The sequence below is a fragment of the Endozoicomonas sp. 2B-B genome (genome assembly GCF_053470045.1).
This window is the reverse complement of the sequence record NZ_JBLZMU010000001.1, coordinates 5169439-5182220: the sequence shown is the minus strand read 5'-3', so window position 1 is coordinate 5182220 and position 12782 is coordinate 5169439. Positions and strand designations below refer to the sequence as shown.

Sequence of the window (12782 nt, the reverse complement as noted above, 5' to 3'; positions counted from 1 at the left end):
GTTAATCCAGAACACATGAGTGCGATCCTGTCCGGTAGTTGGGACCGGTATCAGGCGTTACCTGATGCTGTGCAGTTATTTTCTGAACTGATTTCAGGGGACCTCCAGACGCTTGATCTCCTGACCGACGCTTCCTTTCAATGGGATTCGCTGTTTTGTGCCTGGTTGCTCAAGCTTCAACGACACTGTGATAGTAATAATATAAAGTTGTTACTCTCCGGGTTGCCGGAAGATGTCCAGAACCTTCATCAGTTGGCCATCGCAGTTCCTGTGGAAAACGTTTCGACTAAAAAGACTTTTTTTTCATTGCAGTCACTGCAATTCCTGACGAAAGGAGTGTTTCAGTGGCTGGAAAATGTTGTTCTTTTTTTGGGCGATATCACGCTCGGAATAATCAGAATGTTCAGGTTGCGCAGCGATGTCAGACCTGGTGACTTTTTTCAGTTTTTGCATCAGACCGGGCCAGCGGCATTACCCATCGTGACCTTACTGAGCTTTCTGGTAGGCATGATTCTGGCCTACCTGGGGACAGTCCAGTTACGACAGTTTGGTGCTGAAGTTTACGTGGCTGATCTGGTGGGTATTGGTATGGTGCGGGAAATGGGGGCTTTGATGACCGCTATCATCATGGCCGGTAGAACAGGCGCTGCCTACGCCGCACAGCTGGGTACCATGCAGGTCAATGAAGAGGTTGATGCTCTTACCACGCTGGGCATCAAGACCGTTGATTATCTGGTGCTTCCGAGAATGCTGGCCCTTATTGTGGCCATGCCATTGTTGACGCTTTATAGCGATGTATTGGGAATGCTGGGAGGCTCGGCTGTGGCTCTCAGTATGGACATCACCTTCACCCAGTATTTTTATCAGCTTTCCGGTTCCTTCGCCATGGCCGATGTGATGACAGGCTTATTTAAAAGTCTGGTGTTCGCTATTTTGATCAGTTTTGCCGGGTGTCAGGCCGGACTGGCCTGTGGCCGCTCTTCTGCGGCAGTGGGTAAGGCAACCACTACGGCGGTGGTTACTGCTATTGTCTATCTGGTGGTCGCGGATGCAGGTCTGAATATTCTCTATTTCCAGATGGGTATTTGATAATGGAGCAGCCAGGTCCCCAAGCTACGGATAGAAAAAGCGCAGCAATAGAAGTCAGCCAGCTGACTATGAAATACGGCAGCAACCTTATACAGCAGGACCTGACCTTTAAGGTTCACAAAGGCGATGTGTTTGTGATCATGGGAGGTAGTGGTTGTGGTAAAAGCACTTTGCTCAAGCATATGATCGGACTCTATCAGCCAGCCGCCGGAACCATTGCCTATGAGGGGCGGGACTATTTTTCTGCCACAGACAACCAGCAGCTGGAAATGCGGAAGCGGTGGGGAGTCACTTATCAGAGTGGTGCCCTGTTCAGTGCCATGACTTTGGCAGAAAATGTCGGTTTTCCTCTCACCCAATATACCCGGATGAAACCGGCAGAGGTATTCGATCTGGTGCGTTACAAGCTGGCTCTGGTCGGGTTGGCAGGCTATGAAAACTATTATCCGTCACAAATCAGTGGTGGTATGGCCAAGCGTGCCGGTCTGGCCAGGGCTATGGCTCTGGACCCTGACGTGCTGTTTTTCGACGAGCCGTCAGCCGGTCTTGATCCTCTCAGTGCCAGGCGGCTGGACGATCTGATTCTTCAGCTCAGTCAGTCACTGGGAGTAACGATTGTGATCGTAACCCATGAACTGGAAAGTATTTTTGCCATAGGCTCCAATGGCGTATTTCTCGATGCGCAGACTAAAACACAGCTGGATACGGGGGCTCCGTCCTATATGCTGAATCACAGCTCTCAGCCCCTGGTCAGAGACTTTCTGTCCCGAGGGCAGAGCCATCAGCGGGCTTCTGAGAAGAGCCATCAGCGGGCTTCTGAGAAGAGCCATCAGCGGGCTTCTGAAAAGAGCCATCAGCGGGCTTCCGGGGAAAGAGGACGATGAATAAAAAAAGGTACTCCATTTTTGCCGGTCTGTTCGTGATTACCATGATCGGACTGGCAGTGGGTCTTGCCATGTTTGTAGGCCAGGGCAGTTACTCCAGTCACAGCAAAGAGCGTTATGAGCTGATCTACGACAGTAGTGTTATGGGTCTGAATATTGGAGCTCCTGTTACGCTGCGAGGGGTCAAAATTGGTGAAGTCACGGATATCCGCACCCAGCTGTATGTGGACAAGGAAGAGTTATTAAATACGGTGATTATCGATATCTATCCGGACATGGTTATTGGTAAGGGAGGAAAAGTTCCTGAAGATATCATGAAGCAACTGGTGTTCCGGGGACTGGCAGCCAAGCTCAAAACCCAGAGTCTTCTCACAGGATTGTTGTACGTCGAAGTGGACTTCTACAAAACCAGTGCGCGAACGATTCCTGTCTCTACACAATACCCTCAGCTCCCGACGGTGCCCACTGATTTTGAAACCATTACTCAAGATCTGGACGAAATGAACCTGCCTGCGCTTATAGCAGACTTGAAAAGTATTGCCCACAACCTGAATACCATCAGTAGCAGTCAGGCATTTCAGCAGATGCCGACAAAACTCAATAAGGCTTTTTCACAGTTTGGGGCTATGTCAGAGGATATGGCTAAAAGCATGTCAGACATCAGGGATGAATTTGTCCCTATGGCTGATAGCATGAACCAGATGTCTCAGGCTATTGAGAGAGAACTGCCAAAAACGCTTGGTCGGGTAAGCGAGGTATTATCCTCTGTAGAAGCTGTCCTGAAAGCACTGGAGCAAACGACAATGGAACTGAGTGATACCCTGGCACCTGACTCGCCTCTGATGTATCAATTGGATCGCAGCAGTAAGGATATCAGTCGCTCGGCAGATGCTGTCAGGGAGCTGGCAGAGTTGTTGGAAGAACAGCCGGGTTCAGTGTTGTTGGGCAGAGATACAGGGGAGTAATGTCATGAAAAGTCATGTTAAATGGTTTCTGCCTCTGATTGCCGTGTTTCTTATGTCGGCCTGCGTGAGTCAAGTCAGACCTTTTCAGTACTACACTCTGAAGCCGGTAGTTGAGGGGGAGTCCGGTCAGACTAGAGTATCGTCAATCGGAGTGGCTCCGGCCAGAATCCCGGGCTGGATGGATCGATCTGGTCTGATTATAAACGACGGGGGGTACAAACTTATCCGCTTCGATAATCAGCGTTGGGGTGAACCACTACAGGATGCAATCACACGTACCCTGACTCAGAATCTGATGGCATTATTTCCTCACTCTGATATTCAGGCCGGACCCTGGTTGAGGAGTCAGGCACCTGATATTGCTGTGGCAGTTGACATTAATAATCTGGCCTGGTCTGGCAATAACATGGAGCTGGATGCCAGTTTTACCCTCCTTAAAAAACAGGCAAGCGTTGAATTTCGCACCGTCAGGTTAACCAGAAATCTCCCAAAAGGAAGCACTCCTGAGCAATGGGTTAAAAGCTTCAGTTATTTGCTGGCTGATCTGAGTCAGCGAATAGAGAAGGGCATTGTTGCTCAGCATTGAAGAGTTGTTGGGTCGCCCAGACGGGGTCGCCCAGACGGGGTCGCCCAGACGGGGTCGCCTGGACGGGCGCTATTCTCGGTCAGCCTACTAGTGCGGCGGGTCCTTTGGAAGAAAGTCATCGTGCATGACTTCTTCATACGTCCACGGACATTCTGAAGGGAAGGTTTTAAGGAGCAACTCGGTTTGCTTGGCCGCAAGGACGACGGCTTTTTGGTAGGCTTTTTTATACAGTTCTGCCTTCCTGGGCTTCAGACCGGGGTTTTCATCAAGTACATCTTTAGCCTTGGCTCTTTGTAAAATGATGGAGTCCCGCCAGCTTCTTGAACGTCGCTCTGGCTGGTATTGCCATTTTAATAAGTGCATGAGCAGTTGCATCAGGTGACTGGTTAATGAACGCGGCTCATGCTTCCCCATATCTTCCACTTCTTCAGCAAGGTTATCGAGATCAAGTTCGTCGAACCGGCGTTCTTTAATGAGTTGAGCCTGCTGTTTAGTCCAACTATAGAAGTCGGACTCGTAAAGTGTTTTCTGATCATTATCCATGATGTAACTCCCCCGTTAACTACAGCAGAGTATAGGACAAGTATTGTAATGTCATTCCCATCAATACCAACCAGCGTAGATCGCTACTGAACCGGCTATTGGGTCGCACCGGGGCCGCAATTTTACTGGATCAGACACGTCAACACGGCAGGTCAGCATTCCGGTTTCAATCAGCTTGATAGCACAGAACGACTGTAATGCTTTCACAAGTCATCGTCATCGTCATCGTCATCATCGTCAACAAGATGTAAATTAATGATCTTCAATCTTAAGCGTTCTATTTCTTCTTCCAATCTCATATCAATTTCTTTTTTTAAGATTACAGATAAAACCTCATCTACTCTTGATCTGACAGAGAAAAGTTCAGAAAAAGAGCAAAGGTGGGGTGTGATTTCAATTTTAATGTAAGGAACTTTTCCGCATAAGTCATGAGCTTTTAAAATATGCAAATCGTGATGATAGATTAGTTCCTTTCTGCATATTGGGCATGTGTCTTTTTTCTCTCTTTTATTCCAGCGTGAAATACAACGCTCATGAAATTCATGCTGACAGCATAAAGAAATACCTTTATCCTCGTAGTGCAATATTTCAAGACAAATAGGACAGATTGATTGGGCAGATACCGCATTTGAAATAAAAAAAGTAATTAGAAGAATTAAAAAATGTCTGATTATATTAATTTTCATATTATTAAGCCCCCCGTGATAGATTTGCTTTCTGAAGTGTGGCCGATGCTTTAGTTATGAAGGATATTAAACGACCCGGAAAGATCCAGAAGGCCGACCAATTTGCTGCGCATGGATGCAGGAGCAATGCGAGCGCAGAGTTAAGATTTGTATTGAGTTTTAAACAGTCCGGACGACCCCGATTCAGAACGATAACCGATATTCACTTCAAACTCTCTCAGGCGTTTAACAATGGATAACAACTCAGTGACGTTTGCCCAGTTTTCAGTAAAGTAGGAAAGGCTGTCTGAAACACTGCTAAATGCATGGGACACTCTGTTTAAAGTCCCCATCAGGATGATGCCGTAAATAACACCCGGACCAATGACCATCAGGTCGGCAATAGACACAAACTGGAAAAAGAAGTTTTGCCAGAGTGAAAAGTAGGAGTGGTTGAGAAACAGTCGAAAATAGTTCAAACGCAGTCCCGTAAACAGCTCCAGCAGCGTTGGAGTGTTGGCGTAGGTTTTATCGTCTTCAGCATAAACCAGCTGTTTTCTGAAGCGGGCTTCGACTTTCTGGTTGTTGTATTCAAGGCCGGGCAGGCGGATGCCCACAACGTAGGAGATGATGACGGCGCTGAAAGACAACAGGCAGGAAAACCACAGCAGGGAACCAGGTATCTGACTCATGATTTCCATGCCTTTCAGGGATAGCGGAATTTTATCATAGTTCTCCGCAAAAGCGGGGCTGTTGAGCCAGTCCGCCAGCTTGCCACAAATCTCCTCACTGAGCGTCCAGAGAATGGGGATAAAGGCGATCAATGTCAGAATGGAGCGAAACAGTCCCAGTGCCAGCAGTTCGGTGACTCTGGCAAAACGCTGGGGATCTTCCTGCAAGCGTTGGGAGGCGCCTTCAATGTCACTATCTACTTTTTGCCAGAAGGGCAGGTAAGCGAGGGTCATGGCCTGCCGCCAGCGGAAGCAAAAGTGCTGTGAAAGGAAGCTGGAAAGGGTTCTCAGTAAAATATAGGGAAAAACTATGGCGCAGAATAGAAGAATCAGTTCCCAGAAACGGTCAATGGTTTCCGGTTTGGCCAGCTGCATCATATTCCACATCTCGCCATACCATTCATTCATTCTGACCATCATGCTGACTTCAATAAATATAGAGGTGAGCAGGGCGGCAAGCCCTCCCCAGGCCCATATGGCCCACTGTTTTGACAAGAAAAAGCACTTCAGCATCCCTGCACTCCTCTATTGCATTGTGTATATAACTTTTGACAGTTGAGGATTCAAATCGTTCATTTTTTGGTGCAGCAGCCGCTATCAGCCCGTTTACAATAGCTATAAATCTTTATGGGGCAGATGAGCGTCAGGGGATGGTTTTTCATGGGGTTTAAAACCTTTCAAAAACGTATTGCTCTCTGCCTTTTTCATGAGTTCTTCAGCCATCTCCTGCTCAAGCAAACTGCCAATGGCAAGCAGCAGATATTCGCTGTCAATTGCTCCCATTAACTGAAGGCCAAAAGGCAGGTTTTCATGATTAAAGCCGCAGGGAATGGTCACCCTGGGACCTCCTGTCAGGTTGGCCAGTGAAGTATTAAATGCCAGAAGGTAAGCTTTGGCTAAATTCAACTCGCCAGCGGTATTTGTTAGCCAGTGGTTCACTCTGGCCGGAGCAGGCGTTAACGTTGTTGGCATTGCAATAACATCAACCTTTGAGAAGATATTTTTTTCAAAGTGATCTGCCAGCACTTTCTGGTTCTGTCTGGCTCGTTCGGCCTGTTCATTAGACAGGGCTTTGCCCATTAACAGGGCCATTTCAGTTTCATAAGGTATACCTTTGCCCAAAAAATTGAGATTCCCCTTCGCTGCCCAGCTCCCAAACAGGGTTATATGGGTTGCCCAGAGCCGTTTTCTGAAATTCTCAGAGGTAAACTGCATTTTGACGAACAGGTTGTCTTTGCGATTTTGCAGTTTTTTAAGTCGGGTTCCTAATCGGTCGAGACATTCAAATGTTTTCTCTGAAACTTCTTTGTCTGCATGTTCAAGCCAGTCAGGATCAAGGCCTATTTTTAGAGTCTTCAAAGCTTCAGCTACTTGAAGGGTGGGATGACGTCCGCTTGCAATCTGATAGCCCAGAGCAATATCTTTAAAACGCTTACCGATGAGCCCAATAGCCACCATGTCTAACTCAGCGTTGATGTAATTTTTGGTGGACAACTTGTCAGATGTGGGTTTGAGACCGGGTAAACCATTTAATGAGGCAGGAATGGATACAGAGCCACCACCATCAGTCCCTACTGTTAATGGCGACAGGCCAAGGGCAACCATCAGGGCACTGCCACTGGATGATCCACCCGCGACATGGAAAGAACTGAATCGATTAGAGACCCCGGGAAAGTGGGGGTTTTCTCCCGTTGCCCCAAGCCCGAAAAGATGTTGATTGGTTAGGCCCAGGATAATAACACCCTCATGCTTTAACAATCGTACCACTTCAGATTCAGTCTCTTCAGTGACAATGGGAAAAAGCGATTGATCGGCTATTTTTTTTCGATTAACGCCAGCGGTCGCGTAATAGCCTGCAACATTGACTTCTGATTTTACAGCAATAGGAATACCTTCCAACTCGCTGATAATCCGTTGCTTTTTACACTCTTCAATAACTCCATTATACGCTGAAATACACTTTAGCCACCGCTGATCGGAGGCCCTTGCCGTACGCATGGCGAGATCTTTGTTTTGCTCAATCAGCACATCCTTCATGCTTTCAGGCAGCTGTTTTTCGTACCAGTCATAAATATTTTCAACCAGCCTGGAAGGGGTTAGTTTTTGTTCTGCAAACAATTGCTGAATATCATCAATGCCACCGGCACGATCAAAAAGTTCGGATATCCTGCCCGTTGGGCTGCCACGAGAGCCTGTCTCTTCAGGAGATGTCTTTTCAGAAGCTGTCTCCTCAAAAGGAGCCCGTTCTGGCTTGTGCGGAATACCTGGATTGAGAGCCGTCAATCCTGCCTCAGAGAAAAGCACAGGATCTTCAGGGTTTATGCCACTCATGACCAACTGACTTTTGACGAACTCAATCTGTCGATCAACAGTCCCATGACCCACTACCCAACTTCGAACAAAGGACAGCCAGAATCCGGAAAGGTTTTGTGAAGAGCTTAGCCAGTCTGGGTAATAGTCCCAGGAAATATAAGGCTTTTGCCGGCAAGGGTTATAAATATCAACAAGAGTAGGGTCAGATAAGTCATAGCCATCACTGCCGGTTGCCATCACAAGAAGAGTGAATACAAGAGCTACACCTGAACGCCGCATTAGAGTTCCTCAATAGATTATCATTAACAATTTTTTCAACAGGAGCGAAGTATAGAACACTCGGAGTCTGAGCCTTTTTAGCAAAAACGTTCAAACCCTCGCCCAAACGAGGGTGCCACCAGACTCCTGGGCGCCAGCGGAAGCAGCAGTGCTGCGAAAGGAATTTTGACCATCATGGTGCGCAATAGCTACAAATCTCCTTTCCTGACTTTATGAGGCACACTGCCACCATCATCAGGGGATGGTTTTTGATAGGGTTTAAAACGTTTCAAAAACGTGTTGCTATCCGCCTTTTTTCTGAGTTCTCCGTCCATTTCCTGTTCAAGCAAATTGCCAAGTGCAAGCAACAGGTATTCACTATGAAAAGCACCCATTAGCTGAAGACCAAAAGGCAGATCTTCATGATTAAAGCCGCAGGGGATGGTTATCCTTGGGCTGCCTGTCAGGTTGGCCAGCGAAGTATTGAATGCCAGAAGATACGTGGTGGCAAAATTCAACTCGCCAGCTGTATTTGTTAGCCAGTGTTTCAATTTGGCTGTAGCAGGCGTTAAGGTCGTAGGCATGGCAATAACATCAACTTTTGAAAATATATTGTTTTCAAAATGACCGACCAGGTCTCTCTGGTTTTGTTTGGCTCGCTGGACTTGTTCATAAGACAGGGCCTTGCCCATCAACAGAGCCATTTCAGTTTCATGGGGTAAGTCCATACCATCAGTTTTGCCTACAAATTTGAATTTCCCCTCCGCTGCACCATGCCCAAACAGGATCATATGGGTCGCCCAGAGCCGTTTTCTGAAGTTCTCAGGCATAAATTGCATTCTGACAAAGAGGCTGTCTTTGTGACTTTGCAGTTTTTTAAGTTGGGTTCCCAATCGGTCAAGACATTCAAATGTTTTCTCTGAAACTTCTTTATCTGCATGTTCAAGCCAATCAGGGTCAAGGCCTATTTTTAGAGTCTTCAAAGCCTCAGCTACTTGAGGGGTGGGATGAATTCCGCTTGAAACCTGATAACCGAGGGCAATATCTTTAAAACGGTTACCAATAAGTCCAATAGCCGTCAGAGCCGGCACTGCGTAGTCATAATTTTTGGTGGACAGTTTGTCTGTGGTGGGTTTAAGACCGGGTAAACCATTTAATGAGGCAGAAATGGATACAGACCCTCCATTATCGGTACCTACTGTTAATGGCGACAAGCCAAGAGCAGCCATCAGGGCACTGCCACTGGATGATCCACCCGCGACATGGAAAGTACTGAATCGATTAGAGATCCTGGGAAATTGTGGATTTTCTCCCGTTGCTCCAAGCCCGAGAATATGTTGATGGGTTGACCCCAGAATAATAACTCCCTCACTCTTTAACCGTTGGACCACTTCAGATTCAGTATTTTCAAACGCCATGTAAAAGGTCGGATGATAGGCCATTTTGCGACGAAGGCCAGCGGTCGGGTAATACCCTGCAACATTGATTTCTGAGCTTACGGCAATAGGAATACCTTCCAGCTCTCTAATAATCCGTTTTTTTTTACACTCTTCAATAACACCCAGGTATGCTGAAGTACAATTCCGCCATCGCAGATCCGAGGCTTCAGCCATTTTCATTGCCAGATTTTTGTCTTGTTCAATCAGCACATCCTTCATACTTTCTGGCAGCTTCTTTTCGTACCAGAGATAAATATCTTCAACCAACCTGGGAGGGGTTAGTTTTTGTTCTGCAAACAATTGTTGAATGTCATCAATGCCACCGGCACGATCAAAAAGTTCGGATATCCTGGCAGTTGGACTGCCGCGAGAGACATTGTCTAAAGAAGGAGCCTCTTCAGAAGGAGCCTCTTCAGAAGGAGCCTCTTCAGAAGGAGCCTCTTCAGAAGGAGCCTCTTCAGAAGGAGCCTCTTCAAAAGGACCTTCTTCAAAAGGTCGCCGTTCAGGCCTGCCCGGAATACCTGCGTTGAGTGCTGATAATTCTGCGTCGGAGAAAAGCACTGGATCTTCAGGGTTTATGCAGCTCATGACCAACTGCCTTTTGATGTACTCAATCTGTTCATTGATACTCCCAAGACCCACTACCCAATTTCGGGTATAGTACAGCGAAAATCCGGAAAGGCTTTCTGAAGAACTCAGCCAGTCAGGATAATAGTCCCTGGTGATATAAGGTTTTTGCCCGGTACGACGATCAATATCAACAAGAACAGGGTCGGACAAGACATAGCCATAACTAACGGCCGCCACTAGAAGAAGACTGAATAAAAGAGCTACACCTGGACGCTGCATTGTAGTTCCTCAATAGAGTTCTTTGACAATTTTCTATGCAGGAGTCCAGTATAGATTAACGAGAGCCGGAAACGTTTCAGGTTCTCTTTAGTATTGGCCTGTACTCATTTTTTAACTCGGATTTTTCTCGCAAAGCTGTGAATTGACCATAAAAAAGGCCGGAAGATCTCCGGCCTTTTTGACTGACTGAAAACGATAGTCAGGAATTACTTCTTGTCAGTGCTGTTTTTGTCATTTTTGGTTTTATCGCTGTCATCAGCGATATCCAGCAGTCAACTTCGAAGGGATGGCAGCGGAAGCAGCAGTGCTGCGAAAGGAATTTTGACCATCATGGTGCGCAATAGCTACAAATCTCCTTTCCTGACTTTATAAGGCACACTGCCACCATCATCAGGGGAGAGTTTTTGATAGGGTTTAAAACGTTTCAAAAACGTGTTGCTATCCGCCTTTTTTCTGAGTTCTCCGTCCATTTCCTGTTCAAGCAAATTACCAATTGCAAGCAACAGGTATTCACTATGAAAAGCACCCATTAGCTGAAGACCAAAAGGCAGATCTTCATGATTAAAGCCGCAGGGGATGGTTATCCTTGGGCTGCCTGTCAGGTTGGCCAGCGAAGCATTGAATGCCAGAAGATACGTGGTGGCAAAATTCAACTCGCCAGCTGTATTTGTTAGCCAGTGTTTCAATTTGGCTGTAGCAGGCGTTAAGGTCGTAGGCATGGCAATAACATCAACTTTTGAAAATATATTGTTTTCAAAATGACCGACCAGGTCTCTCTGGTTTTGTTTGGCTCGCTGGACTTGTTCATAAGACAGGGCCTTGCCCATCAACAGAGCAACTTGGGTTTCATACGGTATTAAGCCTGAGTCCATAAATTTAAATTTTCTCTCCGCTGCTGCATGCCCAAACAGGATCATATGTGTCGCCCAGAGCCGTTTTCTGAAGTTTTCAGGCATAAATTGCATTCTGACAAAGAGGCTGTCTTTGCGACTTTGGCGTTTTTTAAGTCTGGTTGCCAGTCGGTCAAGACATTCAAATGTCTTCTTTGAAACTTCTTTATCTGCATGTTCAAGCCACTCAGGATCAAGACCTATTTTGAGGGTCTTCAAAACCTCAGCCACCTGAAGGGTGGGATGACGCCCGCTTGAAACCTGATAACCGAGGGCAATATCTTTAAAACGGTCACCAATAAGTCCAATAGCCGTCAGACCCGGCGCTGAGATGTCATAATTTTTGGTGGACAGTTTGTCTGTGGTGGGTTTAAGACCGGGTAAACCATTTAATGAGGCAGGAATGGCTACAGACCCTCCACTATCAGTACCTACTGTTAGCGGTGACAGGCCAAGGGCAACCATCAGGGCACTGCCACTTGATGATCCACCCGGGATATGAGAAGGACTGAATCGATTAGAGATCCTGGGAAATTGAGGATTTTCTCCCGTTGCCCCAAGCCCGAAAATATGTTGATGGGTTAGCCCTAGGATAATAATACCCTCACTCCTTAACAATCTGACCACTTCAGATTCAGTATCTTGATACACCTTTTTAAAAGGCGAACGATAGAACATTTTTCTACGATAAACGCCTGCGGTTGGGTAATACATTGCAACATTGACTTCTGATTTTACGGCAATAGGAATGCCTTCCAGCTCACCGATAATCCGCTGTTTTTTACACTCTTCAATAACACCCCGGTATTCTGAAATACACTTTAGCCATCGCCGATCTGAGAATTCAGCTACTCTCATTGCCAGATCTTTGTCTTGCTCGATCAGCACATCCTTCATGCCTTCTGGCAGCTTTTTTTCGTACCAGAGATAAATATCTTCAACCAGCCTGGATGGGGTTAGTTTTTGTTCTGCAAACAATTGTTGAATGTCATCAATGCCACCGGCACGATCAAAAAGCTCGGATATCCTGGCAGTTGGACTGCCGCGAAAGCCAGTGTCTAAAGAGGAAGCCTCTTCAAAAGGTGGCCGTTCAGGCCTGCCGGGAATACCTGCATTGAGTGCTGATAATTCTGCGTCGGAGAAAAGCACAGGATCTTCTGGGTTTATGTCGCTGATGAACAACTCACTTTTGATGAGCTCAAACTGTTCATTGGTACTCCCATGATCCACTAACCATTGTCGGGCATAGGACAGCCAAAATCCGGAAAGGCTTTTTGAAGAACTCAGCCAGTCAGGATAATAGTCTCTGGTGATATAAGGCTTTTGACCGGTACGATGGTCAATATCAACAAGAACAGGATCGGACAAGACATAGCCATAACTAACGGCCGCCACCAGAAGAAGAGTCAATACAAGAGCTACACCTGAACGCTGCATTGTAGTTCCTCAATAGAGTTTCTTTGACAATTTTCTAAGCAGGAGACCAGTATAGATTAATGGGAGCCGACAACGTTTCAGATTCTCTTTGGTATCGACCTGTACTCATTTTTTAACATAAAAAAAGGCCGGA

At 46.6% G+C, this 12782-nt stretch carries 10 protein-coding genes; 4 read left to right on the top strand and 6 right to left on the bottom strand.

The genetic code is table 11. The features are described 5' to 3' along the window. Positions 1-15: 15 nt before the first annotated feature. From ACOMHB_RS19300 to ACOMHB_RS19285, 4 genes are read left to right on the top strand one after another with little or no spacing between them, the layout of a single operon-like run. Positions 16-1089 carry an ABC transporter permease gene (locus ACOMHB_RS19300; RefSeq protein WP_448217840.1) on the top strand — a complete coding sequence of 358 codons (1074 nt, stop codon included), beginning with the start codon at positions 16-18 and terminating at the stop codon, positions 1087-1089. A 2-nt stretch (positions 1090-1091) separates the two neighbouring features. Then, entirely contained in the window at positions 1092-1973 is an 882-nt protein-coding gene (locus tag ACOMHB_RS19295; protein WP_448217839.1) for an ABC transporter ATP-binding protein, read from the top strand. Further along, complete coding sequence (locus ACOMHB_RS19290) at positions 1970-2938, top strand: MlaD family protein (protein WP_448217838.1); 969 nt, start codon at positions 1970-1972, stop codon at positions 2936-2938. Before ACOMHB_RS19295 ends, ACOMHB_RS19290 begins: the two co-directional genes overlap by 4 nt. Before the next feature lie 4 nt (positions 2939-2942). Further along, positions 2943-3524: a PqiC family protein gene (locus tag ACOMHB_RS19285; RefSeq protein WP_448217837.1), complete on the top strand. Its 582-nt coding sequence runs from the start codon at positions 2943-2945 to the stop codon at positions 3522-3524. A gap of 87 nt (positions 3525-3611) precedes the next feature. On the opposite strand, the gene ACOMHB_RS19280 is transcribed toward ACOMHB_RS19285, so the two are convergent. From ACOMHB_RS19280 to ACOMHB_RS19255, 6 genes are all read right to left on the bottom strand, one after another. After that, a complete protein-coding gene (locus ACOMHB_RS19280; RefSeq protein WP_448217836.1) occupies positions 3612-4067 on the bottom strand; it encodes a DUF29 domain-containing protein in 456 nt (151 codons plus the stop codon). A 203-nt stretch (positions 4068-4270) separates the two neighbouring features. Then, entirely contained in the window at positions 4271-4753 is a 483-nt protein-coding gene (locus ACOMHB_RS19275; protein WP_448217835.1) for an RING finger domain-containing protein, read from the bottom strand. A gap of 140 nt (positions 4754-4893) precedes the next feature. Next, complete coding sequence (locus tag ACOMHB_RS19270; protein ID WP_448217834.1) at positions 4894-5976, bottom strand: SbmA/BacA-like family transporter; 1083 nt, start codon at positions 5974-5976, stop codon at positions 4894-4896. A gap of 102 nt (positions 5977-6078) precedes the next feature. Then, positions 6079-8055, bottom strand: coding sequence for an amidase (locus tag ACOMHB_RS19265; protein WP_448217833.1), 1977 nt, complete (start codon positions 8053-8055; stop codon positions 6079-6081). A gap of 188 nt (positions 8056-8243) precedes the next feature. Next, positions 8244-10322: an amidase gene (locus ACOMHB_RS19260; protein WP_448217832.1), complete on the bottom strand. Its 2079-nt coding sequence runs from the start codon at positions 10320-10322 to the stop codon at positions 8244-8246. Positions 10323-10666: 344 nt separating this feature from the next. Then, the gene (locus ACOMHB_RS19255) at positions 10667-12649 is read right to left on the bottom strand and encodes an amidase (protein ID WP_448217831.1); all 1983 of its coding nucleotides are present in this window, start codon (positions 12647-12649) and stop codon (positions 10667-10669) included. Positions 12650-12782: the final 133 nt, after the last annotated feature.